The organism is Bradyrhizobium denitrificans, from assembly GCF_013179005.1.
In the GTDB taxonomy this organism is placed as follows: Bacteria; Pseudomonadota; Alphaproteobacteria; order Rhizobiales; family Xanthobacteraceae; genus Bradyrhizobium; species Bradyrhizobium denitrificans.
This window is the reverse complement of record NZ_JABFDP010000014.1, coordinates 72,401-99,343: the sequence shown is the minus strand read 5'-3', so window position 1 is coordinate 99,343 and position 26,943 is coordinate 72,401. Positions and strand designations below refer to the sequence as shown.

At 65.1% G+C, this 26,943-nt stretch carries 26 protein-coding genes; 10 read left to right on the top strand and 16 right to left on the bottom strand.

What is annotated here, in order from left to right; all coding sequences use genetic code 11:
• Nucleotides 1–16 precede the first annotated feature (16 nt).
• Genes HL671_RS16905 through HL671_RS16890 form a run of 4 tightly spaced genes read right to left on the bottom strand, consistent with a single transcriptional unit; the run spans nt 17 to nt 4,050 of the window.
• Complete coding sequence (locus tag HL671_RS16905) at nt 17–430, bottom strand: Rieske (2Fe-2S) protein (RefSeq protein ID WP_012044314.1); 414 nt, start codon at nt 428–430, stop codon at nt 17–19.
• Nucleotides 427–1,524, bottom strand: coding sequence for an amidohydrolase family protein (locus HL671_RS16900; protein ID WP_172237070.1), 1,098 nt, complete (start codon nt 1,522–1,524; stop codon nt 427–429). The genes HL671_RS16905 and HL671_RS16900 overlap by 4 nt, the downstream gene beginning before the upstream one ends.
• Nucleotides 1,521–2,621 carry an amidohydrolase family protein gene (locus HL671_RS16895; RefSeq protein WP_172237069.1) on the bottom strand — a complete coding sequence of 367 codons (1,101 nt, stop codon included), beginning with the start codon at nt 2,619–2,621 and terminating at the stop codon, nt 1,521–1,523. The genes HL671_RS16900 and HL671_RS16895 overlap by 4 nt, the downstream gene beginning before the upstream one ends.
• Nucleotides 2,622–2,664: 43 nt before the next feature.
• A complete protein-coding gene (locus HL671_RS16890; protein ID WP_012044311.1) occupies nt 2,665–4,050 on the bottom strand; it encodes an MFS transporter in 1,386 nt (461 codons plus the stop codon).
• Between the two features lie 206 nt (nt 4,051–4,256).
• Here HL671_RS16890 and HL671_RS16885 point away from each other — a divergent pair, with 206 nt between their 5' ends.
• The 6 genes from HL671_RS16885 (at nt 4,257) to HL671_RS16860 (ending at nt 9,650) form a co-directional block, all read left to right on the top strand.
• Complete coding sequence (locus HL671_RS16885; protein WP_012044310.1) at nt 4,257–5,165, top strand: LysR family transcriptional regulator; 909 nt, start codon at nt 4,257–4,259, stop codon at nt 5,163–5,165.
• Between the two features lie 117 nt (nt 5,166–5,282).
• Nucleotides 5,283–6,134: a 3-hydroxybutyryl-CoA dehydrogenase gene (locus HL671_RS16880; protein WP_041750783.1), complete on the top strand. Its 852-nt coding sequence runs from the start codon at nt 5,283–5,285 to the stop codon at nt 6,132–6,134.
• A gap of 903 nt (nt 6,135–7,037) precedes the next feature.
• Complete coding sequence (locus HL671_RS16875) at nt 7,038–7,334, top strand: copper-binding protein (protein ID WP_012044308.1); 297 nt, start codon at nt 7,038–7,040, stop codon at nt 7,332–7,334.
• A gap of 26 nt (nt 7,335–7,360) precedes the next feature.
• Nucleotides 7,361–8,188: a DUF2066 domain-containing protein gene (locus HL671_RS16870; protein ID WP_172237068.1), complete on the top strand. Its 828-nt coding sequence runs from the start codon at nt 7,361–7,363 to the stop codon at nt 8,186–8,188.
• Nucleotides 8,189–8,400: 212 nt separating this feature from the next.
• Complete coding sequence (locus tag HL671_RS16865) at nt 8,401–9,123, top strand: DUF3750 domain-containing protein (RefSeq protein WP_172237129.1); 723 nt, start codon at nt 8,401–8,403, stop codon at nt 9,121–9,123.
• 95 nt (nt 9,124–9,218) lie between these two features.
• Nucleotides 9,219–9,650 (top strand): Rieske (2Fe-2S) protein, encoded by a 432-nt coding sequence (locus tag HL671_RS16860; RefSeq protein WP_041750782.1) that lies wholly within the window; start codon nt 9,219–9,221, stop codon nt 9,648–9,650.
• A 23-nt stretch (nt 9,651–9,673) separates the two neighbouring features.
• Here the strand turns inward: HL671_RS16860 and HL671_RS16855 are convergent, their stop codons facing one another.
• From HL671_RS16855 to HL671_RS16830, 6 genes are all read right to left on the bottom strand, one after another.
• On the bottom strand, nt 9,674–9,904 hold the full coding sequence (locus HL671_RS16855; RefSeq protein WP_012044304.1) for an FmdB family zinc ribbon protein: 231 nt from the start codon (nt 9,902–9,904) through the stop codon (nt 9,674–9,676).
• A 239-nt stretch (nt 9,905–10,143) separates the two neighbouring features.
• Entirely contained in the window at nt 10,144–10,359 is a 216-nt protein-coding gene (locus tag HL671_RS16850; protein ID WP_172237067.1) for a hypothetical protein, read from the bottom strand.
• 387 nt (nt 10,360–10,746) lie between these two features.
• Complete coding sequence (locus HL671_RS16845; protein WP_012044302.1) at nt 10,747–10,938, bottom strand: hypothetical protein; 192 nt, start codon at nt 10,936–10,938, stop codon at nt 10,747–10,749.
• 78 nt (nt 10,939–11,016) lie between these two features.
• Nucleotides 11,017–11,361: a zinc ribbon domain-containing protein YjdM gene (locus tag HL671_RS16840; RefSeq protein WP_172237066.1), complete on the bottom strand. Its 345-nt coding sequence runs from the start codon at nt 11,359–11,361 to the stop codon at nt 11,017–11,019.
• 153 nt (nt 11,362–11,514) lie between these two features.
• On the bottom strand, nt 11,515–11,796 hold the full coding sequence (locus HL671_RS16835) for a DUF2312 domain-containing protein (protein WP_012044300.1): 282 nt from the start codon (nt 11,794–11,796) through the stop codon (nt 11,515–11,517).
• A 144-nt stretch (nt 11,797–11,940) separates the two neighbouring features.
• A complete protein-coding gene (locus tag HL671_RS16830) occupies nt 11,941–12,720 on the bottom strand; it encodes a transglycosylase SLT domain-containing protein (RefSeq protein WP_172237128.1) in 780 nt (259 codons plus the stop codon).
• Between the two features lie 179 nt (nt 12,721–12,899).
• On the opposite strand from HL671_RS16830, the gene HL671_RS16825 reads away from it, so the two are divergent.
• Together HL671_RS16825 and HL671_RS16820 are read left to right on the top strand one after the other, a co-directional pair.
• Complete coding sequence (locus HL671_RS16825; protein ID WP_172237065.1) at nt 12,900–14,969, top strand: methyl-accepting chemotaxis protein; 2,070 nt, start codon at nt 12,900–12,902, stop codon at nt 14,967–14,969.
• A 682-nt stretch (nt 14,970–15,651) separates the two neighbouring features.
• Nucleotides 15,652–15,885, top strand: a complete 234-nt coding sequence (locus HL671_RS16820) for a DUF2171 domain-containing protein (RefSeq protein ID WP_041751534.1) — start codon at nt 15,652–15,654, stop codon at nt 15,883–15,885.
• 170 nt (nt 15,886–16,055) lie between these two features.
• Here HL671_RS16820 and HL671_RS16815 read toward each other — a convergent pair whose 3' ends face one another.
• Nucleotides 16,056–16,367: an ArsR/SmtB family transcription factor gene (locus HL671_RS16815; protein WP_012044296.1), complete on the bottom strand. Its 312-nt coding sequence runs from the start codon at nt 16,365–16,367 to the stop codon at nt 16,056–16,058.
• Nucleotides 16,368–16,456: 89 nt separating this feature from the next.
• On the opposite strand from HL671_RS16815, the gene HL671_RS16810 reads away from it, so the two are divergent.
• Nucleotides 16,457–17,209 (top strand): SDR family NAD(P)-dependent oxidoreductase, encoded by a 753-nt coding sequence (locus HL671_RS16810; RefSeq protein WP_172237064.1) that lies wholly within the window; start codon nt 16,457–16,459, stop codon nt 17,207–17,209.
• A gap of 68 nt (nt 17,210–17,277) precedes the next feature.
• Here the strand turns inward: HL671_RS16810 and HL671_RS38375 are convergent, their stop codons facing one another.
• From HL671_RS38375 to HL671_RS16795, 4 genes are all read right to left on the bottom strand, one after another.
• Nucleotides 17,278–17,643, bottom strand: a complete 366-nt coding sequence (locus tag HL671_RS38375; RefSeq protein ID WP_246705878.1) for a metallophosphoesterase family protein — start codon at nt 17,641–17,643, stop codon at nt 17,278–17,280.
• Nucleotides 17,573–17,920 carry a metallophosphoesterase gene (locus HL671_RS38370; protein WP_246579501.1) on the bottom strand — a complete coding sequence of 116 codons (348 nt, stop codon included), beginning with the start codon at nt 17,918–17,920 and terminating at the stop codon, nt 17,573–17,575. Before HL671_RS38370 ends, HL671_RS38375 begins: the two co-directional genes overlap by 71 nt.
• A 54-nt stretch (nt 17,921–17,974) precedes the next feature.
• Complete coding sequence (locus HL671_RS16800; protein WP_172237063.1) at nt 17,975–19,003, bottom strand: DUF4062 domain-containing protein; 1,029 nt, start codon at nt 19,001–19,003, stop codon at nt 17,975–17,977.
• A gap of 101 nt (nt 19,004–19,104) precedes the next feature.
• Nucleotides 19,105–22,881 (bottom strand): vitamin B12-dependent ribonucleotide reductase, encoded by a 3,777-nt coding sequence (locus HL671_RS16795; RefSeq protein ID WP_172237062.1) that lies wholly within the window; start codon nt 22,879–22,881, stop codon nt 19,105–19,107.
• A gap of 845 nt (nt 22,882–23,726) precedes the next feature.
• Here HL671_RS16795 and HL671_RS16790 point away from each other — a divergent pair.
• Nucleotides 23,727–24,620: a DMT family transporter gene (locus HL671_RS16790; RefSeq protein WP_172237061.1), complete on the top strand. Its 894-nt coding sequence runs from the start codon at nt 23,727–23,729 to the stop codon at nt 24,618–24,620.
• Here HL671_RS16790 and HL671_RS16785 read toward each other — a convergent pair.
• Complete coding sequence (locus HL671_RS16785; RefSeq protein ID WP_172237060.1) at nt 24,583–26,850, bottom strand: CHASE3 domain-containing protein; 2,268 nt, start codon at nt 26,848–26,850, stop codon at nt 24,583–24,585. The genes HL671_RS16790 and HL671_RS16785 overlap by 38 nt on opposite strands.
• Between the last annotated feature and the right edge of the window lie 93 nt (nt 26,851–26,943).

Below are 26,943 nucleotides of genomic sequence, written 5' to 3'. Positions count from 1 at the left end.
GCGGTCAGCGCCGCCGTCAGAGCTCGATGATGATGTAGTCGTTCTCGATCGCGACGGGGTAGCGCTCGGCGACGTAAGGGCCTTTCACGAGGTTCCCGCCGGTCTCGCGCTTGACGTCGTAGTTGCGCAGCCGCGTGGTGCGTGGGTCGCACCAGGACTGGCCGGTGGCGAGCTCGAACTCCCAGCCGTGCCAGGGGCAGCGCAGGAATTCCCCGTTGCGTTCGAGGCGATAGTCGCCGGGACCAGAGGATTGCGCGATGCCGGTGATGACGCCGGTGCAGATCCGCGCGCCGCCATGCGGACAGCGGTTCAGCAGCGCATGCAGCCTTCCGTCGACGTTGAACAGTGCGATCTCGCGGCCGTCGATGAAGGCGGTCCGGCGCGCGCCCGGCGGCAATTCGTCGGCGGAACAGACGACGTGGCGGCTCATGACAGGCGATACAATGCCATTGCATTGTCCCTGAAGATCTGGCGGCGCTGGGCTTCGGTCATCGGGAATTTGAAGGAGAAGCTCGGATTGTCGTAGTCCCAATGCGGATAGTCCGACGAGTAGAGCAGGCGGTCCCAGCCGATCCAGTCGATGATCTCCGTGAGATGGCGCGCCTGCTCCGGCTCCTCGATTGGCTGCGTGGTCCACCAGATGTGACGGCGCAGATAGTCGGAGGGCCGCTGCTTCAGATGCGGCACTTCCTTGCGGAACTTGTCGAAGTGCTTGTCCATGCGCCAGGCCAGCGCCGGGGCCCAGGCGAAGCCGCCTTCGACCAGAACGACCTTCAGGCCGGGGAAACGCTCGAACACGCCGCCGAGGATGAAGCTCGCGGCAAGCGACTCCATGCAGGCGACGAAGACGTAATGCTCCTGCAGGTAATAGGTCGGCCATCCCGAGCCGGTCGAAGGATGTCCGCCATTGTAGCCGACCGGATGCAGGCCGATCGGCAATCCGGCGCGTTCCGCCGCGGCGTAGATCGGCCAATAGCGGGGATGGCCCAGCGGATCGGACGGTCGCGACGACAGCATGATCTGCACGTAGCGGCGATCGGCGGCGCAGCGCTCGATCTCGGCCACCGCAGCCTCGGGGAACTCCTGCGGCACGACGATGCCAGCACGCAGCCGCGGCTCCTGCCGCACCCAACGGTCAATCTGCCAGTCATTGGTGGCACGCGACATGGCTGCGGCGAATTCGGGATTGCGTTCCTCCATGCCGCCCTTGCTGAGCGCCATCAACAGCCCGAACTCGACATTGACGGGATCGAGATGCTGCCTGCGCAGCATGTCCAGATCCGATCCCGCCGGGCCGCTGGCCGGCAGCGCGTCGGAGCGCATGCCGGCTGCCATCATGCGCGGATACATCAGCGTGCTCGACAGCGCCTGCCGCACATGCACCCCGTAAGTCTGATAGTGCTCGCGCCAGCGCGGCTCGAGATAGGGCAGCAGCTCGCCCGGCGTGCGATGGGCGGGATGAATGTCGCAGTCGACCACCGCGAGGGTCTGTCGCGCCCGCTGCTCTCGGAACGGTGCGTTCATCGGATCGTCTCCTCGATCGTGGCGGCCGCGCCAAGCGCCTGCTGGGCAAGGCGCGGATAGGTCGCCTGCGCATTGTCGATCAGCAGCTTGCGCAGGGTGGCGGACGGCACGCCGTCGGGCAGCACGTCGTCGCCCTCGAACTGCCAATGCGGGTAGTCGGTCGCGAACAGCAGCATGTCGTCGGAGCCGATGCGCGCGATGGTCTGCGCGACGGCGGTGGCGTCGGGGGCGTCGAACGGCTGGGTCGTGAGCCTGATGTGCTCGCGGATGATCTCGGATGGCCAGCGGTCGACCCAGGGTGTTTCGGGGCGAGCCCCGCGCCAAGTCTTGTCGGTGCGCCACATCGTCACCGGCAGCCAGCTGACGCCGGATTCGAGGAAGACGAATCTCAGCTTAGTAAATTGTTGGAAAACGCCCTCGGCGATCAGGCTGACGGTCTGGTTCTCGAACGCCTGCGCCTGGGCGACATAGTCCTCGAACTGATAGCAGGGCCAGCCGACGATGGTCGGCGCATAGCGATAGGTGCTGCCGGCATGGACGGCGACGACCAGCCCATGGCGTTCCGCGGCGGCATAGAGCGGGAAGAATTCGCGCCGGCCGAGCGGCCGCTCGCCCATCGCCAGCATCAGGATCTGAACGAAGCGGCTGTCGGATGAGAGACGCTCGACCTCGGCCACCGCCTGGGCGATGTCCTGGGGATGGATCAGGATCGAGCCGCGCAGCCGCGGCTCGCGGTCGAGCCATTGCACACGCAGCCAGTCATTGACCGCGCGGCACAGCGCGGCGGCCATGTCGTCATGATGCAGCGCGACGCAGCCATGGATGACATTGACGATGGCGCATTGGACGCCGAACGGATCGAGCGCTTGTGCGCGCAGAGTCTCGAGCGGCGTGGCGGCCGGCGTGCTGCGCCAATCGGCGCGCATGCTGATCGGCGCATTGGGCGGATAGCTCATCATCGCAAACGGCATGCGGTCGATGGCGCGGTTGACGAGCTGGTCGCGCCAATAGTCGTCGAGGAAGGGCAGCAGCTCGGCGATGGTCGGTGCGGCAACGTGGAGGTCGCAATCGATCGCACCCCCATAGGGCATTCTCATGGTCGGCTCCGTATCTGACGAGAACGTGTCGGCGCTGCAGCGATCAGGCCGGCGCGGCCTGATCGACCTTGTCCGGTTCAGGAGCTGCGAGGCTGCGGCGACGTTGCGACAGCCCCAGCGAGACGACGCAGCACGCCATGACCAGGGGCGGGAGCGCCGCGAGCACGAACAGGCTCGACGCCGGCAGATGCCGGGCGATCAGCAGCCCGGCGATCAACGGTCCGCCGATCGAGCCGATCTTGGCCACCGAGAGCGCCCAGCCGACGGCAGTCGCGCGGTTGGCGCTCGGATAGAACTGCCCCACGGCACTGTTCAGACCCTGGTGGCCGCCGACGACGAAGAAGCCGACGCACATCATCGCGGTCAGGAAACCCGCGTCGCTGAAGCCGGCAAACCCCAGCGAAGCAACCAGCGGGCAGGCGATCATCGGGACGGCGGCGATCGCAAGCACGCCGAAGCGGTCGAGCGCCCAGCCGGCGAGCAGGGCTCCGACCGAGCCGCCGAGGCTGAACATCGACAGGCCGAACGCAGCCTGCGCCGGCGAATAGCCTGACGCTTCCGCCAGGATCGGCGTCCAGCTGTTGAGGAAGAACATCGTCATCGAGCTGGCGATATAGGCCACCCACAGCAGCGGCGTGATGACCGCGAGCCTGCCGTCGAACAAGGCGGTCAGGCGCGCGAACGGCCCGCTGCCGGCCGGGGTGGGCTCGTCCTCCCGGATCACGAAGCGGCTGGTCGGTTGCGCGTTGAGACCGGGCGCGATGCGGTTGACGATGCGCGCGACCTCGTCGGGTTGCCGGCCCTGCGCGACGAGAAACTTGATAGATTCCGGCAGGCTGAAGAAGCTGACGATCGCGGCGAGCAGCGGCAGCACGCCGCCGATCCAGAACACGATCGGCCAGCCGAGATGCGGCACCAGCCAGGCGGCGATGAGTCCGCCGGCACTGCCGCCCGCGACATAACCGAGCATGATGATGGCGACGACGGTGCCGCGATAACGGCTCGGCACATATTCGAGATTGAGCGAGAAGCACAGCGGCGCAAGGCCGCCGATCCCGATGCCGGCGAGGAAGCGGAGCGCGATAAGCATGTTCAGATCACCGGCCCACGCTGTCAGCAGGCTGAAGCCGCCAAAAGTCACGGTAGCCGCGACGATCGAAAGACGCCGTCCGATGCGGTCGCCGAGATAGCCGAAGATCAACCCGCCGACGAGAATGCCGAACACGCCGGCGCTGAACACGATGCCGAGCGTGGCCTTGTCGATGCCCCAGCTGCGGATGAGGGACGGGGCCGCGAACGCCATCGCGTGCAGGTCATAACCGTCGAGACACATCATGATGGTGGATAGGGTCACGACTTTGAGCACCAGGGCGTTGCGGCGCTGGTGCTCGATGACGTCGCTGACGTCAATGACCGCTGTTGAGCTCATGGTCTCCTTCCCCTTCTGCCGTTCGTTTGGTGACGGCTTGTGCAAACCGCCCGACGGCGGCCAATCGTTCTGGGCGGAGCGACCGACCCGGACACAACCTTGGAGGCGCGTCCACAGCCGGAGCAGTTTGCAGCTGCAAGCTATTTGCTTCGAAAAGGAGGGAGAATAGGCTATTTTGGCAGAACATTTTTTCCGGATTGGATGAAATGAGCGATAGCCTTTTGAATATGAAGGCCTTTGTGGCGACGGCCCGGAACGGAAGCTTCTCCGAAGCGGCCCGCCAGCTGGGGCTGGCGCCGTCCGTCGTGACGAAGCGGGTGAGCCACCTCGAATGGTCGATGAAATGCAAGCTGTTGCGACGAAGCACGCGGCGCCTGCAGCTCACCGAGATCGGTGAACGCTATCTCGAGACCATGCAGCAGATCGTCCGTGAATATGACGAGATGGCTGCCGGCGTGAAACGATCGCCGCATGAGATCGAGGGCCACATCCGCATCAAGGCACCGGGGTCGCCAATGGCGATCGACCTGCCGCGGCTGTTATCGAGCTTTCAGATCAAATATCCGCGCGTCGTCCTGGAGGCGGTGCTGGTCGACCGCACCGTCAATCCGGTCGAGGAGGGATTCGACATCGTGCTGACGATGATGCCGTCGTCGTTTCATGGCGTCATCGAAGAGCCGCTGCTGGCCTTTCCACGTGTGCTGTGTGCCGCGCCGTCCTATCTCGCGCGGCGTGGCCAGCCGCGCCACATCCGTGATCTCGCCGATCACGATTGTCTGGTGTTTACGCCGATGGGGTCGGTTTGGACCTTCGACGGCAAGAGCGGTCTGACCACCGTCGCGGTACGGCCGCGCCTGTTGACCAACAATAACGGGCTGCTGGTGGAAGCCCTGAGTGCCGGTGGCGGCATTGCGGTGGTCTCGCGCAAGGTGGTGGCCCCAGGGCTGCGAAGCGGAGCGCTGATCGAGGTGCTCCCGGAGGCGTTGCTGCCGGACCTCTGGGTCAAGGCCCTGGTGCCGACAGCGCGGGCCAATCTGGCCCGCGTGCAAACCCTGCTGTCGGAGATCCGCGATGCCTTCCGCCGGGTGGGAGAAGGTCAGCCGGCGCATGTTTGACTGGCTCGCGGTCGCAGCGATGCGCCTGGCGAGGGTCTACCCGCTGATGCGATAGCCTGTTAAGCAGCAGGCGAGCGCGGGCGGCGTCGCCCGGACGACCTGAGAGAGGCATGAGCAATGATTGAGACAGTCGGCATCATCGGAGCAGGCACCATGGGCAACGGCATCGCGCAGGTCTGCGCGGCCGCGGGCGTACCGATCGTGATGGTGGACATTTCCGAGCAGGCGGTGGCGCGCGGGCTCGCGACAGTCGGCTCGAGCCTCGATCGTCTGGTCAAGAAGGACAAGATGACCGCCGCCGACAAGGACAAGGCGCTGTCGCTCATCACCGGCACCACGGACAAGGCGAAGCTGGCGAGCTGCGATCTCGTCATCGAGGCTGCAACGGAGAACGAGGAGCTCAAGCTCAAGATCCTCAGGGATCTCTGCGCGGGCCTGAAGCCGGAGGCGCTGATCGCCACCAACACGTCGTCGATCTCGATCACCAAGCTGGCGACCGCGACGGACCGGCCCGACCGCTTCATCGGCATGCACTTCTTCAACCCGGTGCCGATGATGGCGCTGCTCGAACTGATCCGCGGCTTGCAGACGTCCGATGCCACGCATGCGGCCGCTGCCGATTTCGCCAAACGGATCGGCAAGGTCGCGATCACCGCGAAGAACAGTCCGGGCTTCGCCGTCAACCGCATTCTGTGCCCCATGATCAACGAGGCGATCTTTGCCTATTCTGAGGGGATCGCCACCGCCGCCGACATCGACGAGGGCATGAAGCTCGGCTGCAATCATCCGATCGGCCCGCTTGCGCTGGCGGACCTGATCGGGCTCGATACGATGCTGTCGGTGATGGAAGTGTTCTACAACGGCTTCAACGATCCGAAATATCGCCCGGCGCCACTGTTGAAGGAAATGGTGGCGGCAGGCCAGCTGGGCCGCAAGACTGGCAAGGGCTTCTACGACTACAGCAAGTAGTTGCGATTGGCCGCAGCATTGCGCGCAGCGGGTCGCTCCCGCTGTCGCGCCGAAATGCCGCGGAAGCTGGTCCTCAAAACCATTCTGATTGCAGATCGGTTGATTTGGCAGTTGCAGGAAGCGATGCGTCGGCGATGATCAATCTTGCGGTGACATGCGCACCCGGCATCCTGCGCCGCACCACAACTGCAGCCTTCGCAAGGGCACCGATTGCGGCCGATAAAAGCTACAGTTGATATTCACCAATGGCATTGGTCGAGCCGACGGCCAACGCCGGGTCGGCAAGGGGCCATGCCTCGCTGATGCAGCCCTCTAAGCCGAGCCCCGGCGTGCCGTTCGTGAATTTGCCGCTATGCGACGGTCCGAAGCGATGCCGTCGCACTCAGCGGAGTCGGTACTGAGGTGGAGTCATTGGACCTCCCGCCACGTCGGTTCGCCGTCAATCCGCGATGGCTGATCTGTCACTCACGGCCACTACAGAAAGCGCACTGCAGACGAGCAGCGACACGATCGTCCTCCCGCTCGCAGACGCTGTCAAGGCGCATGATGACGCAATGATGAACCCGGCGTTACAGCGCTGATCAGCACATCGCGCCGCATGCCATCGAACTTGGTGCCTGGCGATGACAAATCATACGCGGATAACTACATAGGCGCGGCAAGGCGATTGCCGATCCCGGTCTTGGCAGTCTCCGGCAGCCGGATCGTGAATCGCGGTGATGTTGGTGGGGAGAATGCTTGCGCAGCGAGCGTCACAAATGAACGCCACAAAGATGAACGTTTGCGGCGCGTCAAACAGCCGCGTTCATCCGCGGTTACACTGCAGACGTACAAAGTGATCGACGGAACCAAAGGGATTCGTGGCGTCTTGTCTGCCGCGAATATCACAGCAGGAGAACAGCGATGAAGACAGCAACCATCACCCTGGCCACGGCCGCGGTTCTCGCGTGGAGTCTGCCTGTCCTTGCTGCGGAGCAGGGCGCTGCCGGCGTGGTGACCGGCATCAATCGTCTGAATGGAACGATTGCCATCAAGCGCGTTCAGAATGGAACCGTGGGCGCGGCTGCCGCGGCGACGGCGGAGGAATTCAAGGTCAAGGACAATGCGATGGTCGAGGACGTTCACGCCGGCGATCGCGTCACATTCTCCACGTCGGACGGCAACACCAAAACGATCATCAAGCTCGACCGCCAGAAATAGCGCATCCGTGCTGAGCTGAGGACGAGATGCGATCGCGGGATAGCGTGCTGCGATATGTCGCCTGGAGCCTTGGCCTCTGGCTGATCGTCGGTCTCTGCCATGGCGCCAGCGCGGGGACCGAAGATCTCTACCGCGCTCAGACGATTGTGACCGGCCAGGGGCCGGACAACCGTGAGGTCGCGTTTTCCGCCTGTCTGGAAGACGTGCTGATCAAGGTGTCGGGCGCTTATCAGCTCGGCGGAGACGCCCGCTTGACGCCGTTCAAGGCGCGGGCCGGCGACTTCGTCACCGGCTTCGACTATCACGACCAGAAGGCAGGGAAGCCGAAGCACGATGAGCAGGGCACGCGCGATCGTTCCTACGATCTCACGGTCTCGTTCGATCACGCCAAGATCGACGCTCTGCTGGGGACCTTGGCGACCAAGCCATGGCTTGCGGCGCGTCCGGTCGTCGCCACGATCGTCGCGATGAATTACGGCGGCAGCCGCTTTCTTGTCGCCGCGGATGATCGGCGCTCCGATCTGCAGCGTGACGCGCTGCGTGCGGCCGCGGCCAAACGCGGCCTCGACATCGCTCTGCCCACGGCGTCAGAGCTCGCGACGGCCAGCTCTGGCCGTGCCGATCAGGGCGCTCCGACCCCGGCGAGCCTCGGGGCCGTGTTACCCGGCGTTCAGGTCAGGCTGTTTGGGCAACTGGCATGGGACGACCGCGAGCTCGGCTGGATCGCCCAGTGGCAGCTCGACGCCGACGGACAGCAGCATCATTGGCAGCTCCGCGGCGTGACGTTCGACGATGCATTTCGCCGCGGATTCGGCGGGGTGGCGCAGATTCTCTCCGGCAATGGAGCGCCGTGAGACGGGGCCCTGCGTGACTTTGCGGCTTTAGCCGTTGCGAGAGCTCGGCGCCCATCACCGTTCTCACAGTTTCAGGTCGCTCGCTTTGGAAGCCGGTTCCGCATGTCTGGATCAGGCTGATGGGTCACTGCGGCAGTGGCAGAAGCCGCGAGGACGACTACATGAGGGTCATCCTCCGGATCTCCAGCAACTCGTCCGTCGTGAAAAAGCTCGTGCTCGTCTTCCTGCTGCTCATTATCGCCCCCTTGTCCCTCTCGGCCGCGAACTATCTGCGCGATGATCGCCGCGGCAACTGGCAAAGCGCCGATCGGTCTAGTGCGGGATTGCTCCCCTCTCCGGCCGAACAGGCCGATGCGCTGGTGCGCGTGTTCGCTGCGCGCACAGTGCGGTGGCGCGGCATCTTCGCGGTCCATACCTGGATCGTCGTCAAGGAGAAGGGCGCGCCACGCTATACGCGCTATGACTACACGGCGTGGGGCGAACCGATCCGCGTCGATGGTTTCGCTCCCGATGGGCGCTGGTTCGGAGCTGTGCCGGAGACGGTTCTGGCCGTCGATGGCAACGAAGCCCAGCGCGTGATTCCGAAGATCCGCAATGTGATCGAGACCTATCGTTTCCGTGCCTATGGCGACTACAACGCCTGGCCGGGGCCGAATTCGAACACCTTCGTCCAGGCCGCGCTGAACGCCGTGCCGGAGCTGAACGCGGTGCTGCCGCCGACCGCGATCGGCAAGGACTTTCCTTATGCGGGGTGGTGGGGGCGCACCGCCTCTGGCACCGGTCTGTTCGTGTCTTTGGGAGGCTATCTCGGCGTCACCGTGGGGTGGATCGAAGGACTTGAGCTGAACGTCCTCGGTGGCGTTCTCGGCGTGGATGTGCGCCGGCCGGCGCTCAAATTCCCCGGCATCGGCAGGCTCGGCCTGCCCATGGGGTGAGGACGGAGGGGCTCCGGCGACCGGCTGGCATGCCGCTTGCTGCGCTTCGACAGCGTGGCGCCACGATGTCGGGGACCCGCCATAGGAGGCCGGTGATGGAGACGCTGTTTGCAATCTGTGCGACCTATGAGGTGGACGATGGCGGCGCACGGGGCTTCGTTCTCCAGCGCCGGGAGCCGGACGGTACCGCCAAGCCGTGGCCGATCCTGGTCACCCGCAAAGGCAATCATTTCTACGGCTTTGAGAATGCCTGCCCGCACCAGGGCGCCCGTCTCGATCAGCGCGCCGGCGAGTTCATGGATGAGGAAGGCAATTTCCTGGTCTGCGGCCAGCACGGCGCGCGCTTCGACCTCGACACCGGAAAATGCTTCATCGGGCCGTGCCAGGGCTCGGCTCTGGCCGCGATCAAGCTGGTGATCGACGATGGTGATGTCTGCCTGTCCGGCATCGATCTCGACGAGGAGGACGGCCTCGACATCGACGACCCAGAGGACGACGTGCCGGACGTGCAGATCACGTCGGATTGACGTTACACCGCCGGCTCGGGCCGTCAGCGCTTCTTCCGTTCGGCGCGGCTGAAATTGCTGAGATGTCCCTCGCGAGCCGCCTGTGCGCGCGCGGCCCTGATCAGGCCGGGGCTGCGGGCCGGAGGGGCGGGCAGCGACGGCAGCCGGGTGAGCTTGCGGCCGCCGCAGCCCGGGCACACCGGTCGTTCGGATATTCCGATCAACAACTCGACGTCTGCAGCGCAATTGGCGCAGTGGAAGCTATAGAACGGCATGATCCCATCCCCTGTTTAGCCAGGCGGACATTGCAGGAAGTGGGCCATCCGCAAAGGTGCCGAAAGCATCGATCAGGACGGGATCCGGGCCGATTTTCACGCAAACGGCTCGTTCTTTGTCCAGGCGCGTTCCAAACATGACGCCGCCTGCGTCGAACATTCGACAGGTGGTGGTCCGAGCGGTCGACCGCGGCGGCGCGTGCCGCGCAGGCACGGTCGACCGCCCGCCAGCCAGCCGATCAGGCGTGGGTCTTCGGCACGTACTTGCCGGCGACGCACTTGTAACCCTGCAGGCGCCACTCGTGATATGGACCCTTGGACATCCAGTCGGCGATTCCGATCTGTGCACTGACCGCGCACGACGTCATCGTGATGCCGGACATCTCGCTATTCGTGACAACCTTCTCCATGCAGAGCTGGCCGTTGCAGAGCATTGCGACGAGAGTGACGAGCACGTTGATTCTGCCTCCATAGAGTGGGACCCGGTAAGGATCGCGAAAGCAGAGTTCATGCCAAGTTATGATGGTGGGCCGGGTTGCTACGGGACGGATCGTTGCGGATGTTACTTGATCGCTACACAAGCGTGACGAATCCCGAGCGACATCACGCAGGTTTCACAATGCCGTTCGGTATGCTGCTGATGAGTTCGCGATGTGAGCGTCATCGCCACATGCGTGTCCGGCTGCGCGCGCATCCTCGAATTTTACCGATGCCAAAGAACGGGCAGCGTTTGCGCAGTCGAGTGGCGGTTGGGCCGGAATGCCGCCGAGGGCCGGGATACCGCTATTCCAGGGCTTGATTCCAAGGCTCGCAAGTCTTCAAACCCGGCGCTGCCGCGCGTCTCAGGCCTCGTTGAGGCCGGCGCCGCGATCGGTCAGGACTTTCTGACCTTTCGCGGTCAGCTCGTAGATGTCGCCGTCCTTGGCGACGTAGCCTTCGCGAATCAGGCCGTCCAGTTCGTCCTGGCGATCAGGCGAGAAAGCGATTGCCTGGCCGATATCTGCGAGTGTCGCGATCTGGTCGTCCGTCAGCATGGCCATCCTCCCGTTGTCGATCCGAACGCGGCGACGTGCCGAATGTTCCGGGAGCGCGCATGTGAAGGGGGCGGCATGTCATGCCTTGCGCACGAACTCCGACTTCAGATTCAGCTGGCCGATGCCGTCGATCTTGCACGCGATGTTGTGGCCGTCGCTCGCCTCCTGCAGGCGGATGTTGCGCACCTTGGTGCCGCCTTTCACCACCGAGGACGAGCCTTTCACCTTGAGGTCCTTGATGACGATGACGCTGTCGCCATCCGCGAGCACGTTGCCGTTGGCGTCACGAATGCTCGTCTCATCCTCCGCGGCGACAACCGCATCACCGCTCCATTCGTGACCGCATTCCGGACAGACCCACAGCGCGCCGTCCTGGTAGGCGTGTTCGGAGCGGCATTGCGGGCAGATCGTCGCGTCGGTCATGTCATCCTCGGGCGCTGGCAGAAGCGGGGGCAGCGTTAGAGGCTCGGATGGAACCGGGCAAGGAAAATCGCGCCTGGCCCGCAGTCGCAGCGCGCGTTGCCGAGGCGTCGCGCGCTGTCGTTGTCGACAATCTGCTGGTCGCGCCAGCGCCCGTCACGCCGCCTTGCGTTCGGGGGCCTTGGCCGGTTCGGTCTCTGCCGCTTCCATGGCGCGCAGATAGGTGTCGAGCAGCGTCTCGTGCTCGTCGCGCTCGTCCTGGTCCTGCTTTCGCAGCTTGATGATCTCCTTCAGGATCTTGACGTCGAAGCCCTCGCCCTTGGCCTCGGCGAACACTTCCTTCTTCTGCTCGTTCAGCTCCGCCAACTCGCCATCGAGGTGCTCGATGCGCTCGACGAAGGACCGGATGCGCGCGCCGGGAATGCCGATCTCTGACATGGTGACTCCTACATGAATGGGACCCTGAAAATGCGCGGCAGTTCGTTGCCAATGTGTTAACGCGCGGGGCTTGACCACAGCCGCGCATGCGACGTGCTTAACGCGGAACCGGGCGTGCAGCGCTTCCGCCGATGCCATGCCCATTCAGGTCCGTTGACCTGCTGCAAGTTTCTGAAACAGCTTCTTCATCGCGTTGACCTTGGCGAGATAGCTCGCGACCGAATGGTCGCCGCAGCGCTCGCCATCTTCGGGCTTGAAGCCGCGCCGGGCGAAGCCCGCGGCAGGGCCGGCGCCGCAGAGATGGATGACGGCCGCGAGATCCTGTTTCTGCTGCGCGGTCGGCTTTGCGGTGGGCTGCCGCGCGAGCACCGCGGCGACCTGGCGGTCGAGCGAAATCACCGTGAGGGCCACCGCATGCACGGGCCAGGCGCGGATCCACAGGCTCGGAGATCCGCAATCGTCTGCCGTGACCTCGTGATCCCGGATGCAGAACCGGGCGGCGTCGGCGAAGGCGCCATCGGTCATCTGGAACAGGCCCACGGCGCTCGAGGCCGGCTGATACAGCGCAAACGGGTTCCAGGCGAGCCGCCAGCGCCAATAGGTCCTCGCCACCGGGTTGCCGGAGCTTTCGGTCTGTGCCAGCGCGGCGAGCAGCTCCGGGGTGATCGCCCGTGTTGCGCTCTCGCGAAACAGCGAGCCATATTGCCGCCACGTCTCCTCCGGCTCCTTGTCGAGCGCGTGGCCGGTCACGACGAACAGCTCGGTCGGCTTGCGCACGACGTGATAGGCGAGATTGGCGAGCGCGAGGACGCCGAGCGCCAATGCGACCCCGACGGTCAGCTTCAGCCAGCGCGGCGTCGCGCCCGCCGTCCGCAGCAACCAGCATGCGCCGCGCTGAGCATATCGCCCCGTATCGCGGCGCAGGGCGCGCCAGCCTTGAGCCAGCCGGCCTTGGGCGCGGCGCGGCTTGCGCGCGGTTTGTGGACGTCGAGCAGGAACGTTCGGCAAGGCGGGACCTCGGGCAGGGGTGTGCCGGTCCATGGTTAAGGAAGAATTTGCGCAAATGGGTCATGCTGCCACTTTCTGCGGTAAGGCGGTGCGCGATGAGGAATTCGGTCAGTACCCTGCTGATGGTGTTGTTGTCGGTGCTGGCGGCGGGCATCCTGGTGTCCACGGCGATCCTGATGAGCGGCGCTGCCGGCCGCTACCGCGAAAGCGTCGCGACGGAGCAGCTCACGGCGGCCGACAAGGCGATCTTCCAGAACGTGCTGGTGATGCGCGCCCGCCGCGGCGACATGCAGAGCGTGCTGCTCAGCGAGGACGATCCGCGCGCCAGGCTCACGGAGTATCAGGGCGTCGAGGCCAAGGGCTATGACGGCATCCTCGCGGCGCTGGCCGGCGTCGACATGCCCGAGCGCGATGAACTGATCAGCCGGCTGAAAGCGAGCTGGGAGGCAACGCAGCCGCAGTTCCGGCTGCTGTTCGACGAGGCCGCCAAGCCGCGCGCCGAGCGTGTGCTGAGCCGCACTCAGCCCTGGTATGACGCGATGACCAAGACGCTGGATGCCGCCAACGCGGCTTCGCTGGCCGTCTCCAACCGCGCCTGGATGACCGATCCGACGATCGCCAAGATGGTCCAGGCGCGCCGCCTGGCCTGGCAGGTGCGCGACCGCTATGGCCTGCAATGCTCGGCGATGCGGCCCAACATCAACAGCTCCAAGCCGCTCGACGACGCCCAGAAGGCCTCGATCGCGCAATGGCGCGGCACCGTCGCGGCCGGCTGGTCCAGTCTCGACGACCTCTTGGCGGGCGCCGGCGGCGCGGATCTCGCCGCCGTGGTCAAGACCTCGCGCGCCGAGGTCGAGGCGGCGCATCAGCGCATGGACCAGCTCGCCAAAAGCTTCGACGGCAGCGGCAAGCCGGCGATGCCGGCGCCGGAGTGGAATGCATTCTGCCAGGGCCCGTTCCAGGGCATCATCAATATCGGCATGACCGCGCTCGACGCCTCGATCGCGCGCGCCGAGGCGATCAAGGCGGCCGCCTTGAGCAGCCTGATCGTGCAGTCGATCGCCTTCATCACCGCGCTGCTGGTCGCGGGCGCCGCGCTGCGTGCGGTGCGCGTCCGCCTGGTGCGCCCGGTCGGCGCGCTGATGCAGGCGATCCAGCGCATCGGCCAGCGCGACTACCAGACGCCGGTGCCGCAATTTGCTCATGCCGACGAGTTCGGCGCGATGGCCGCCGCGCTCGAGGGCCTGCGTGAAAGCGCCGCCACCGCCGAGCAATTGGCCCGCGAGCGCGAGCTCGACCAGGGCAAGCGGCTGGAGCGCTCGCAGGCGATCGACAGCGCCTGCCGGAGCTTCGACGACACGGTGCAGGCGGTCATCGTCAGCATGAGCACCTCCACCGGCCAGCTCGATACCAGCGCCAGCGACGTGCGCAAGCTGGTCGACGAATCCACCGATCAGACCGCCGCCGTCGCCAGCGCCGCGGAGACCGCGACCACCAATCTCGAGACCATCGCTGCTGCCACCGAGGAACTGACCGCGTCGGTCTCCGAGATCGCGGCGCAGGTGCAGGCCTCGGCCGCCGAGGCGCGCCAGGCGGTGGAGAAGGCGGCCCAGACCAACGCCACCGTGGAAATGCTGGACCGCGCCGCCAACCGCATCGGCGAGGTGGTCAAGATGATCACCGCGATCGCCAGCCAGACCAACCTGCTGGCCTTGAACGCGACCATCGAGGCGGCGCGCGCCGGCGAGGCGGGCCGCGGCTTTGCCGTCGTCGCCGGCGAGGTCAAGAACCTCGCGGCGCAGACCGCGAGCGCAACCGACGACATCACCCGGCAGATCGGCGAGATCCAGGCTGCGACCGGCGAGTCGGTCGAGGCGATCCGCGCCATCAGTCACAACATCTCCGGCATTGACGAGAAGATGGCGGCGATCGCGGCGGCCGTGGAGCAGCAGCGCGCCGCCACCACCGAGATCTCGCGCAACTTCCAGCAGGCGGCGCAGGGCACCCGCGCCGTCACCGACACGATCGGCTCGGTCGCGGCCCTCAACCGCCAGACCGGCAATGCGGGCGCGGCGATGGTCGCCTCGGTGCGCCGGATGTCCGATGACGCCGACCGCTTCCGCGTGGCCGTCGAAGGCTTCCTCGGCACGGTGCGTCGCGCCTGAGGCGACACGTCGCGCGGGCCGTCCTCACCTCGTCCTGACATTGACAAACAGCGGCGTGGGCGGATCAGCGCAGGCTGACAAAGGAAAGCGGTCCCGCGGCGCCGAGGCGTGCTCCGAATTGCCCCTCGTGAGAAGAGGGCGCGGGGAATGCCGGGCGCCGGCCGCGCCCATGGCCTCTCGGCATTCCCCGCGATGGTTTTCACGCTTATGGCGCGCTCCCCGGTGTCCGGCTTGTAGCCACCGTCATCAGCGGGATCATCATCCCCCGCGGATTTGGCGCCAGCCTCGGGGTGCCAGCCTTGGGGCGCCAGGACCACGCGTGTTCACGTCCGCAAATGGCTGTTCGTCGGCGAGCACCACGCCCGCTGCAGCCCGTCCACGGCCACCGCATCTCCGGCCCCACGTCTCGTGACGATCGCGATGCGCCCCTCTCGGCGGGCCGGGATGCCGCCAGACAATCACGAATTCGGTAACGGCGAAATAGGTTTAGTGTTTGCCGAAGTGCTGGACAGGGCAAATCAGCTTGAGACGACGCTGGAAATCGGCGTTCATGCGCATGGCCTCTCCGCGCGTGGCGGGGCCGGTCCACGCCTCCGTGTTGCGCAGGCGTCGCAAGGAACCCATGCCCGATCCGCCGGTTGACGCAACTCGACCCAGAGCATCAGCCACGGAGCGCTCCATGATGCAGGACATCAGGGAACACATGGAAGTCATCGGCGCCGACGGCGCGCATGTCGGCACCGTCGACCGCGTCGAAGGCAACCGCATCAAGCTGACCAGGAAGGACAGCGGCGAGGGCAGCCACAAGGGGCATCATCACTTCATCGACAAGGGCCTCGTGGCGGACATCGAAGGCGGCAAGGTCCGCCTGTCGGCGGTGGGCGCCGTGGCGGTGACGATGGAGGAGGAGAAGTAGCGGCGGCGCGACCGCGACCTGTCTCCGTTGTTGCGCGCGGAGCTCATCAATCCAGAGTCTTTGCCGGCCCCGGATTGCTTCGCTTCGCTCGCAATGACGATGCATGACATGCGAGGGTGAAAAGCCGGGCGGCTGGTCAGCCGCGCGCCTTGGCACGCTCTCCGCTGCGGTTACTCGGCATAGCCGACGATCGTCTTCAGCAGCTTCGGAAACCGGGCGTTGATGTCGGCCTCGCGCACGACGTTGCGGTGTTCGACGCCTTTTTTGGTGGTCTGGATCAGGCCGGCCTCGCGCAGGATCCGGAAATGGTTCGACAGCGTCGATTTGGGAATATCGGGGCAGGGCGCGGCCTCGATACAGGACATGCAGTCGTTCTGCTGCATCAGGCTCTTGACGATGCGCAGCCGCATCGGATCGGCCAGCGCCGAGAGCACGCCGGCCAATGTGATGTCCTCCCGCGAGGGGTGAAACAAGGGCGCCATGAAAAATCATATAGCGACGCCCTTGCGCCGGTTCAATAGTTCACTAGTTCTGAACAATTGAATGAGCGCCGCGGCGCAAGGAGAGCAAGATGACCAGGAGACTCGAAGGCAAGGTGGCGCTGGTGACCGGCGCATCCAAGGGGATCGGCGCCGAGATCGCGGCGCGGCTGGCGGCGGAAGGCGCCGCGGTCGCCGTCAATTACAGCGCCAGCAAAGCGGGCGCTGAACGCGTGGTGGCCGCGATCGCCGCCAAGGGCGGCAAGGCGGTCGCCGTCGGCGGCAATTTGACCGATACCGGCCAGGTGAAGGGCGTGGTCGCCGAGACCGTCAAGGCATTCGGCCCGATCGACATCCTCGTCAACAATGCCGGCGTCTACGCCTTCGCGCCGCTGGACGGCATCACGCCGGAGCATTTCCACAGCCAGTTCGATCTCAACGTGCTCGGCCTGTTGCTGGTGTCGCAGGAAGCCGCGCGGCATTTCAATCCGGCGGGCGGCAGCATCGTCAACATCTCCTCCGGCGTCTCGACGCTGACGCCGCCGAACACCGCCGTCTACAGCGCGACCAAGGCGGCGGTCGACGCGATCTCCGCGGTGCTGTCCAAGGAGCTCGCGCCGCGCAAGATCCGCGTCAACACCGTCAATCCCGGCATGATCGTGACCGAAGGCGTCGTCGCGGCTGGCTTGCACGAGGGCGACATGCGCAAATGGATCGAATCCACCACGCCGCTCGGCCGCGTCGGCAAGGCCGAGGAGATCGCCGCCGCCGTCGCGTTCTTCGCCTCGGATGATGCGTCCTATGTCACCGGTGAGACGCTGCACGTGACGGGCGGGTTGCGCTGAGCGAGGGAATCGTCCGGCATGGCCGGGGTCTGAACCCGGTCATGCCGGATGAGGTCAGACAATGCGGATCAGTCAGTAAAGTGCAGCGTCACCGTAATTCCGTGGACCCACAGCGTCGGCTGGGTGGCCAGGATCAGCGCCGAGAGATCGGAGGCGTAGGCGGCGGTGACGCGGTCGTTGCGATAGCGCTCGGCGACCGAGCCCCAGCCGGGGGCGTGGTGGGTGACGACGATGGTCGGGCCGTCGAACGGCGTCTCCAGGAGACCCGTGAGCAGGTGCGCGAGGTCCGGTGCAGGCCGAGCGCCTCCTGCGGCCGGAAGCGCAGCCAGGGCTGTTTGCGCCAGGTGATGCGGCGATGGTCGTTCATGCGGTCGCGGCAGACCGCCATGGTGTGGACCTCGGAGCCGGCGCCGAAGATCGCATAGTCGGTCCACAGCGTCGCGCCCGCAAAGCGCACGCCCGCGAGCACGACCGCGTCGTTCTCCAGCAGATGCACCCGAACCGCGCCGCCTCGGCGCGCGCCAGCTTCAGCTCCTCGGGGTAGGTGCGGTGATAGTATTCATGGTTGCCCATCACCATGACGATCGGCACGTCCTCGGCCACGATCCCGCGCAGCCGCGCAAACCCGTTCACCGCCCCCTCGCAGACATCGCCGGCGACGACGACCACATCGACCCCAGGCAGGGGCTCGATCGGCTTGATGTCGGCCATGTCGGCGTGGAGATCGGAGAAGAGGTGGAGGTGCACGTCCGGCCAACCGGCGGATTACGCTTCGCCAATCCGTTCTACGCTCTCAGTGTTTTCCAATGTATTTGAAACGACGGCGTTTAGTCGAACAACTTCCGCAACGCCGTTGCTGGTAAGTTGGTAGAATAGGCCTTGTCCGCCGCCTTGAAGATTGTAGATGGTGCCTTTCACATAGCCTAGTAGCTCAAGTTGGTTGAGAATCCGCTTCTTGTCCGTCGTTGAAAACGATACAAAACTATAAGAATGACGCGCGACATCCTTCAGGTAACTGTCAAGTGCCGTATGGACTGCCGACGTATTCGATGTCGTTCTCAGCCCTGGCCCGACGATCGCTAGAATTTCTTGCCAAGTGAGTTTTATAGTCGAGCTTCTTTTAAGGTCCGAGCGGTTGGTTTTGTATTCGTAATGAATCTCAAATGTATCGGTGAGCTTAGCTAGATTGGGGACTGAGATGCGTGGTTGCGCTTGGGCTAGTGCGCTCCTTAGTTCGTCGTTGACCTTGCGAAGATCGTTTATTTCGTTAAGCAGTTCATCAGAAGCTGCTCTGTCGCCTCTAATCCAGCCAATTCCGGGATTTGCCGCGACTTCTTGTGCAATCGCTGCGACTACTTTCGTGGCCAGTTGGTCGGGGGCGGTCCAATAATCGACTAAACTGCTTTGTTCGATACGTTTTCGGAGTTCATCAAGGCGTCGAGATTTTTCTGCATCAGCTTCGACTTTCGCTACGGTAAGCTGATTTAAGTCCGATCTCAGAAATGCAAGTGTAGGTAGCTCTTTTTGAAGAGCGTACTCGTATTCCAGTTGGGTGAAGCTCTTTCCGTCTGGGAGGGTGCTACCATACCGGCCGGCCAAGACGATCACGTAGTAGTCACAGCGATCGATTATGCGCTTAATAAAATCGAACTGCTTCTGGCTTGACGCTGGAAATAGTTCCATTCCTTCAGGAACGTGACCAGCTTTCGAAAGGGCTTCGCTTATGCGCTGACGTTCCTCCTGAAGGTCAGCGTATGTCGAGCTGATGAAGACGTGAAAGAGTTTGTTCGCCATCTTTAAAGTCATCGTTGCGTATTTGCCGGATCTGCGCAGCTGTCATTTGCTCTGCTGCGCAGATCCGTCGAGAAATACACGATAGTAACAGCCAATTGCTATCAGCTGCACCCCGTCGTGCTGCCGCACGTATCACACTTCATGCAGGTGCCGTTCCGCACCAGCGTGAAGTTGCCGCACTCCGAGCACATCTCGCCTTCGTAGCCCTTGGCCTTGGCTTCGGCGCGGCGTTCGGCCTTGGAGGCGACTTGCGTGTTCGCCGTGCCGGCCTTGCTCCATTGCAGGGCCTCGAGCTTCTCGGTGGGCGAGAGGTCGTGCTGTGGCTCCTGCTTCAGGGCGACGGCGCCGTCGATGGAATCGCCGGCGCGGGCATGGGAGAGGGCGGTGAGATTCACCCCACCCCGATCGGAAGCGGAGTTTCCGATCGACCCTCCCCCTGCAGGGGAGGGTGACGAGGAGCCGCCACGCATCACCACGAGGTTGTCGGTGCGGGAGCGGGTCAGGCCGCGCGAGACGTATTTCGCGGCCTGCTGGCTCGGGCCGTCCTCCGATGGCTTGCCTTCGTCGACGCCGCGGCCGAGCGCGTCGAAATTGCTTTCGGACGGGTCGACATGGGCGAGGTCGAAGCGCGACATGTAGCTGACGGCGAGCTCGCGGAACACGTAGTCGAGGATCGACGTCGCGTATTTGATCGAGTCGTTGCCCTGGACGGGGCCGGCCGGCTCGAAGCGGGTGAAGGTGAAGGCGTCGACATACTCCTCCAGCGGCACGCCGTACTGGAGACCCAGCGACACCGCGATGGCGAAGTTGTTGATGAAGGAGCGCAGCGCCGCGCCCTCCTTGTGCATGTCGATGAAGATCTCGCCGAGGCGGCCGTCATCATACTCGCCGGTGCGCAAGTACACCTTGTGGCCGCCGACGACCGCCTTCTGGGTGTAGCCCTTGCGGCGATCCGGCATCTTCTCGCGCTCGCGCATCACCACGATGCGCTCGACCAGCTTCTCGACGATCTTCTCCGAGACCTGCGTGGCGCGCGCGGCCATCGGCTTCTCGTAGAAGGACTCGACCGCATCGTCCTCGTCCTCGTCGTCAGCGATGAGCTGCGAGTTGAGCGGCTGCGACAGTTTCGAGCCGTCGCGGTAGAGCGCGTTGGCCTTCAGCGCGAGCTTCCATGAGAGCAGATACGCCGCCTTGCAGTCCTCGACCGTGGCGTCGTTCGGCATGTTGATGGTCTTGGAGATCGCGCCCGAGATGAACGGCTGCGCCGCCGCCATCATGCGGATGTGGCTCTCGACCGAGAGGTAGCGCTTGCCGATCTTGCCGCAGGGATTGGCGCAATCGAACACCGCATAATGCTCGGCCTTCAGATGCGGGGCGCCCTCGACCGTCATAGCGCCGCAGATGTGCACGTTGGCGGCCTCGATCTCGCGCTTGGTGAAGCCGATGGCCGACAGCAGCTCGAAATTCGGGGCGGCGATCGCGTCCGCGGAGACGCCGAGCTGCTTGACGATGAAGTCCTCGCCCAGCGTCCACTTGTTGAACACGAACTTGATGTCGAAGGCGGTTGGCAGCGCCTTCTCGACCTTGGCGATGGCCTCGTCGGTGAAACCCTTGGCCTTCAAGGTCGTGGCGTTGACGCCGGGGGCGTTCGACAGCGAGCCGTGACCGACCGCATAGGCCTCGATCTCGGCGATCTCGCTCTCGCGATAGCCGAGCACGCGCAGCGCCGCGGGCACCGCGCGGTTGATGATCTTGAAGTAGCCGCCGCCGGCCAGCTTCTTGAACTTCACCAGCGCGAAATCAGGCTCGATGCCGGTGGTGTCGCAATCCATCACCAGGCCGATCGTGCCGGTGGGGGCGACCACGGTGACCTGGGCGTTGCGATAGCCATTGACCTCACCGAGCGCCAGCGCGTCGTCCCAGGCCTGGATGGCGTGGCTGACCAGCGAGACCTGCGGGCAATGAGCGTGATCGAGCGGCACCGGGTTGACCGACAGCGCCTCATAGCCGGTCGCTTCGCCCTTGGCGGCACGGCGGTGGTTGCGGATGACGCGCAGCATATGCGCGGCGTTCTTCTTGTAGCCGGGGAAGGGGCCGAGCTCGCCGGCCATCTCGGCGGAGGTCTTGTAGGCAATGCCGGTCATGATCGCCGACAGGGCACCGCACAGCGCGCGGCCCTCCTTCGAGTCATAGGACAGGCCCATGGTCATCAACAGGCCGCCGATATTGGCATAGCCGAGGCCGAGCGTGCGGAACTCGTAGGACAGCTCGGCGATCGCCTTCGACGGGAACTGCGCCATCAGCACGGAGATCTCGAGCACGACGGTCCAGAGCCGGCAGAGATGCTCATAGGCGCCGACGTCGAAATGCTTGGTCTCGGTGTTGTAGAAGGTCAGCAGATTGGCCGAGGCCAGATTGCACGCGGTGTCGTCCAGGAACATGTATTCCGAGCACGGATTGGACGCGCGGATGTCGCCGGACGCCTTGCAGGTGTGCCAGTCGTTCATCGTCGTGTTGAAGTGCAGGCCGGGATCGGCCGAGGCCCAGGCGGCGTGGCCGATCTTCTCCCAGAGGTCGCGCGCCTTCAGCGTCTTCACGACCTTCTTGTTGGTGCGGCCGATCAGGCTCCAATCGCCATCGGTCTCGACCGCGCGCAGGAAGTCGTCCTTCAGCGACACCGAATTGTTGGAGTTCTGGCCGGACACCGTCAGATAGGCTTCCGAATCCCAATCCGTGTCGTAGATCGGGAAGTCGATGTCCTTATAGCCCTGCTTGGCGAACTGGATCACCCGCTTGATGTAGTTGTCGGGCACCAAAGCGCGGCGCGCGAGCTTGATCTCGCGGCGCAGCGCCGGGTTCTTCTCGGGGTCGAAGCAGTCGTCGCCGGAGCCCTCGCAATTGACGCAGGCCTTCATCACGGCCTTGAGGTGCTTCTGGTTGATCTTGGAGCCGGTGACGAGGGCTGCGACCTTCTGCTCCTCCTTCACCTTCCAGTCGATATAGGCCTCGATGTCCGGATGGTCGGCGTCGACCACGACCATCTTGGCGGCGCGGCGGGTGGTGCCGCCCGACTTGATGGCGCCCGCAGCGCGGTCGCCGATCTTGAGGAAGCTCATCAGGCCGGACGAGCGGCCGCCGCCCGACAGCTTCTCGCCTTCGCCGCGCAGCCTGGAGAAGTTGGAGCCGGTGCCGGAGCCATATTTGAACAGGCGCGCCTCGCGCACCCACAAATCCATGATGCCGCCGTCATTGACGAGGTCGTCCTCGACGCCCTGGATGAAGCAGGCATGCGGCTGCGGATGCTCGTAGGAAGATTTCGACTTGGTCAGCTTGCCGGTCTTGTAGTCGACGTAATAATGGCCCTGGCCGGGGCCATCGATGCCATAGGCCCAGTGCAGGCCGGTGTTGAACCATTGCGGCGAGTTCGGCGCGACCATCTGCTTGGCGAGCATGAAGCGCAGCTCGTCATAGAACGCGACCGCGTCCTCTTCCGACGAGAAGTAGTTGCCCTTCCAGCCCCAATAGGTCCAGCAGCCGGCGAGGCGGTCGAACACCTGCTTGGCGGAGCGCTCGCTGCCGTAGCGTTCGGTCTCGGGGAGGGCGGCCAGCGCGTCGGTGTCGGGCACCGAGCGCCACAGCCAGGACGGCACGCTCTCTTCCTCGACCTTCTTCAGGCGCGCGGCGACGCCGGCTTTCCGGAAATATTTCTGCGCCAGCACGTCGGAGGCGACCTGCGACCAGAATTCGGGGATCTCGACATTCTCGAGCCGGAACACCACCGAGCCGTCCGGATTCTTGATCTCGGACGTGGTCAGGCGGAAGTCGATCCCTGCATAGGGTGACTGTCCTTCGGTGGTGTTGCGCCGTTCAATCTGCATCGCGAGCCCCAATTGTTCTTGCCGGACCGCGTTCGCGGCCGGGATCATTGCATCCAAGGGCGGCGGCTGGCGAGTCCCGATCCCGGGACACCCGCCTGCCGCCGCAGTTCAACCGGTCGCCCGGCCCGTCTCTGTTCTGCCTCGAAGGCGGCAGGCCGCCGCGCCGTTGTCCGGCGTCTCGCCCCGTCTTCGTCGCCGGCGCGCGCAGCCCGTCCGCTGCCCGCTCCGCCTCATGTCTCAACGCCTCACGCTCTCGACGCCTCACGCTCACCACGCACCAGGCGCGCCATCCTGCTCCCGTCTCGCTGCAGAGGAGCCCCCACATCTAGTGGGTTCCCCTGCAGGACACCGTCCGCTTCCGTCCCGGCGCGGGACAGCCGAGGCCGCGCACGCCGGGCCTTGTGGCCGGATGGCGTGGTTGTCCTCGAACCCTTCTGGGAAGCGGCCGGCGAGACTTCAAACGCGATCAAGCGCCGAACCGGGCCGGAAGCTAGGACGACTCCGCTCCGCCCGTCAAGGACTAGTACGGGTTCCTAAACCAAACACTAAATATGGGGGAAAGCGGGGGATAACAGGCCATTTGCCGGTATCGTGATGGCCGTAACTATCGGCGAGTCCTCGCGGATTCGAAACTGAAAAAATTTGCCGGCGATGTCATCCACAGGGCTTCGCCCCGCTGTTCACAGGGCAGGAATTTATTCGTCTGCGAACGATGTGTTCCGGTTGCATCGGCGCGACTCACGGCCACTTACGGGCTGGTGCGGGGCAGGCATGCCCCACAATCCCTGGTGTGGCCGGGAAAACGCCGGCAAGCTGCAAATCCTGCAGACCGCGCCGGTGATTCCATGACAGACACGCCGAAGGCCAGCGGGCGGATCACGCCCGCCGGGCTGATGTTTCTTGCCGTGACCTCGCTCGGCTGGGGCTTCAACTGGCCCGTCACCAAGCATCTGGTCGGCGTGCTGCCACCGCTGACGCTGCGCGGCAGCACCGGCGTGGTCGGCGCGGCGCTGCTGGCGCTGCTCGCGATCCTCAGGAGCCAGAGCCTGGCCGTGCCGCGCGAGGTCTGGCCGCGGCTGATCATCGCCGGGCTGCTCAATGTCACGGTGTGGATGGTGCTGATGGGGCTGGCGCTGCTGTGGCTGCCGGCCGGCGAGGCGGCGCTGATCGCCTATACGATGCCGGTCTGGGCGTCGATCCTGGCCTGGCCGATCCTCGGCGAGCGGCCGACCTGGCTGCGCGTGCTCGCGCTGCTGCTGGCCTTCGCCGGACTCGCCGCGCTGATGGGCGGCAACGGCCTGGCGGCCAGCCGCGACAAACTGCCGGGCATCCTGATGGTGCTCGGCGGCGCCTTCGGCTTCGCGCTCGGCGCGGTGCTGGCGAAGAAGCTGCCGATCCGGCTGCCGCCGCTGTCGGCGGCGGCCTGGCAGATCGGCATCGGCTGCGTGCCGATCGTGCTGGTGGGCCTCGTCATCGAACAGTCCGACTGGAGCAGGCTCGACCAGCTCGACTGGGCGCTGATGTTCTACTCGACGGTGATCCAGTTCTGCGTCGCCTATGTCACATGGTTCGCGGCGCTGGCGCGGCTGCCGGCCTCGGTGGCAGCGATCGGCACCATGGCCGTCCCGGTGATCGGCGTGGTCGCCTCGGCGATCGCGCTCCGCGAGCCGCTGGGGGCCGGGCAGCTGGCCGCGCTGGCGCTCACGCTGGCCGCAGTGGCGCTGGCGACGCGGGGCTGAGCGCCCGCCGCACCATCTGCGCGAGCTCGGCGCGGCGATACGGCTTGGTCAGCAGCAGCAGCGCCTCCGAGAGCAGCTGGCCGTGCTCGAGGATCGCATTGTCGGTATAGCCGGACGTATAGAGCACGCGGACCGATGGGCGCTTGGCCTGCACCGCCTCCGCCAATTGCCGGCCGCTGACGCCGCCGGGCATGATGACATCGGTGAACAGCAGCTCGAACGGCTGGTCGCCATCGACGATCGCCAGCGCCTCGCGGCCGCGCGCGGCCGACAGCGTGGTGTAGCCGAGGCTCTGCAGCTGGGCCAGCACGAAGCTGCGCACCAGCGGGTCATCCTCGACGACGAGGATCGTCTCATGGCCGGTCGGCAGCGCGATGTCCGGCTCGGCGGCGACCTGCTCCGCCGTCTGCGCCGGCGGCAGATACAGCCGGATCGTGGTGCCGCGATGCTCCTCGCTGTAGATCTTGACGTGCCCGCCTGATTGCTTGGCGAAGCCGTAGACCATGCTGAGCCCCAGGCCGGAGCCCTTGCCGGCCTCCTTGGTGGTGAAGAACGGCTCGAAAGCGCGGTTCTGCACCTCCTGCGGCATGCCGCTGCCGGTGTCGCTGACGGCGACCATGATGTAGCGGCCCGGCACCACGCCGGGATTGGCGGCAGCATAGGTCGCATCGAGCGCGGCACTCTGCGTCTCCAGCAGCAGCTTGCCGCCATCGGCCATCGCGTCGCGGGCATTGATCGCCATGTTCACCAGCGAATTGGCGAGCTGCGCCGAATCGACATGGGCGACCAGCTCCTCCTCGGCGAGAATCGCCTTGATCTCGATCTGCTCGCCCAGCGTCGGCCGGAGCAGCTTGGCGATGTCCTGCACGGTCGCATTGACGTCGATGTCGCGCGGCCGCAGCGGCTGCTTGCGTGCGAAGGCCAGCAGATGGCGGATCAGCTCGGTGCAGCGGTCGGCGGCCCTGCTGATCAACGCCGCCAGCTCGGCGGCCGCCGGGCGATCCTGCACCGTGTCGATCAGCACCTCGATCGACCCGGTGATGATGGTCAGCATGTTGTTGAAGTCGTGCGCGACGCCGCCGGTGAGCTTGCCGATCGCATCGAGCTTCTGCGCCTGCTGCAGCAGTCGCTCGGTTTCATGCACTTCGGTGACGTCGTGATACACCAGCACGGCACCGCTGATCGCGCCCGCAGAATTGCGCAACGGCCGCCCGCTCACCATCAGCCGCGCCTGTGCACGACCATCGGCCGGCTTCACCACCACCTCGCGGCGATCGAATGACAGGCCGCGCAGGGCGGTCGCGATCGGCAAGTCGTCGTCCGGGATCGGTGTGATGCCGTCGTTCTCGAAGAACCGGTTCTCGACCACCATCTGGGCGAATGTCCGGCCTGTTTGCGTTCCGAGAAAATCGCCGACGGCCGGGTTCGACAACACGATGGTGCCGTCCGGATCCACCACCAGCACGCCTTCCGCCATGCTGTTGAAGGTGTTCTCCAGGATCGCCGAGGATCGCCGCAGCTCGTCATAGGCGACAGCGAGTTCGCCACGTTGCTGCAGGGCCTGGGCCTCGAGCGACATTGCTGTGGCCTGCGACCGGCTGAGCGACGAGCGCAGCGTTCGATCCGACATGTAGGCGCGCCGAATGAGGTAGGCTGCGATCAGCAGCAGCACCCCGACCCCTGCCAGGTCGATCATCAGCAGCCACGCGCCGGTGCGCTGCGAGGTTTCCGTGCGCGCCGCGAGCAGCCGCCGCTCCTCCGCATTGAAGGCGTCCAGCGTTGCGGTGATCGTCGCCATCGCCGCGCGTCCGGGTCCACCCGCGAGCAGGTTGTCGAGCGCTGCCTGATTGTTCGCGGCCCGAAGCTGGATGAGCCTGCCCGACAAATCGAGGCGGCGCTTCACCACCTCGTCGATGGATGTCAATCGGGTGACCTGGGCCGCGTTGTCGTTCACCGCGTGGAGCAGATCCGCGAGCGCCGCGGGAACCCGTTGTCGCGCATCCTGGAACTCGGCCACGAAACGATCGTCAGCGGTGAGCGCGAAGGCCCGCGAGGCGCTCTCGACCTGGCGCAGCAGCAGCCGCAGATCGGACGATTTTTGCAGCACTTCCATGGTGTGATCGACCAGGGCTGCGTCATCGCGCGACTTCAGGTCGAGGGCCACGGAGGCGGATCCCACCGCAAGCAAGGTTCCCAAGCCCAGGCCGATCGCCACGCGCCGGCGTATCATGGCAAGAGCTCTTCAGCGCACTGCGCGTGGGATCGATCAAGCATTGTTGTGATGGAGGGCTCGCCGCCTCTGCGCAGCTAATAAGGCTATTAG

What these genes read in the sequence shown, in the direction of transcription:
- HL671_RS16905 (WP_012044314.1), bottom strand. Translation starts at nt 430, where the DNA reads ATGAGCCGCCACGTCGTCTGTTCCGCCGACGAATTGCCGCCGGGCGCG.
- HL671_RS16900 (WP_172237070.1), bottom strand. Translation starts at nt 1,524, where the DNA reads ATGAACGCACCGTTCCGAGAGCAGCGGGCGCGACAGACCCTCGCGGTG.
- HL671_RS16895 (WP_172237069.1), bottom strand. Translation starts at nt 2,621, where the DNA reads ATGAGAATGCCCTATGGGGGTGCGATCGATTGCGACCTCCACGTTGCC.
- HL671_RS16890 (WP_012044311.1), bottom strand. Translation starts at nt 4,050, where the DNA reads ATGAGCTCAACAGCGGTCATTGACGTCAGCGACGTCATCGAGCACCAG.
- HL671_RS16885 (WP_012044310.1), top strand. Translation starts at nt 4,257, where the DNA reads ATGAGCGATAGCCTTTTGAATATGAAGGCCTTTGTGGCGACGGCCCGG.
- HL671_RS16880 (WP_041750783.1), top strand. Translation starts at nt 5,283, where the DNA reads ATGATTGAGACAGTCGGCATCATCGGAGCAGGCACCATGGGCAACGGC.
- HL671_RS16875 (WP_012044308.1), top strand. Translation starts at nt 7,038, where the DNA reads ATGAAGACAGCAACCATCACCCTGGCCACGGCCGCGGTTCTCGCGTGG.
- HL671_RS16870 (WP_172237068.1), top strand. Translation starts at nt 7,361, where the DNA reads ATGCGATCGCGGGATAGCGTGCTGCGATATGTCGCCTGGAGCCTTGGC.
- HL671_RS16860 (WP_041750782.1), top strand. Translation starts at nt 9,219, where the DNA reads ATGGAGACGCTGTTTGCAATCTGTGCGACCTATGAGGTGGACGATGGC.
- HL671_RS16855 (WP_012044304.1), bottom strand. Translation starts at nt 9,904, where the DNA reads ATGCCGTTCTATAGCTTCCACTGCGCCAATTGCGCTGCAGACGTCGAG.
- HL671_RS16845 (WP_012044302.1), bottom strand. Translation starts at nt 10,938, where the DNA reads ATGCTGACGGACGACCAGATCGCGACACTCGCAGATATCGGCCAGGCA.
- HL671_RS16840 (WP_172237066.1), bottom strand. Translation starts at nt 11,361, where the DNA reads ATGACCGACGCGACGATCTGCCCGCAATGCCGCTCCGAACACGCCTAC.
- HL671_RS16835 (WP_012044300.1), bottom strand. Translation starts at nt 11,796, where the DNA reads ATGTCAGAGATCGGCATTCCCGGCGCGCGCATCCGGTCCTTCGTCGAG.
- HL671_RS16825 (WP_172237065.1), top strand. Translation starts at nt 12,900, where the DNA reads ATGAGGAATTCGGTCAGTACCCTGCTGATGGTGTTGTTGTCGGTGCTG.
- HL671_RS16820 (WP_041751534.1), top strand. Translation starts at nt 15,652, where the DNA reads ATGCAGGACATCAGGGAACACATGGAAGTCATCGGCGCCGACGGCGCG.
- HL671_RS16815 (WP_012044296.1), bottom strand. Translation starts at nt 16,367, where the DNA reads ATGGCGCCCTTGTTTCACCCCTCGCGGGAGGACATCACATTGGCCGGC.
- HL671_RS16810 (WP_172237064.1), top strand. Translation starts at nt 16,457, where the DNA reads ATGACCAGGAGACTCGAAGGCAAGGTGGCGCTGGTGACCGGCGCATCC.
- HL671_RS38370 (WP_246579501.1), bottom strand. Translation starts at nt 17,920, where the DNA reads ATGGCCGACATCAAGCCGATCGAGCCCCTGCCTGGGGTCGATGTGGTC.
- HL671_RS16800 (WP_172237063.1), bottom strand. Translation starts at nt 19,003, where the DNA reads ATGGCGAACAAACTCTTTCACGTCTTCATCAGCTCGACATACGCTGAC.
- HL671_RS16795 (WP_172237062.1), bottom strand. Translation starts at nt 22,881, where the DNA reads ATGCAGATTGAACGGCGCAACACCACCGAAGGACAGTCACCCTATGCA.
- HL671_RS16790 (WP_172237061.1), top strand. Translation starts at nt 23,727, where the DNA reads ATGACAGACACGCCGAAGGCCAGCGGGCGGATCACGCCCGCCGGGCTG.
- HL671_RS16785 (WP_172237060.1), bottom strand. Translation starts at nt 26,850, where the DNA reads ATGATACGCCGGCGCGTGGCGATCGGCCTGGGCTTGGGAACCTTGCTT.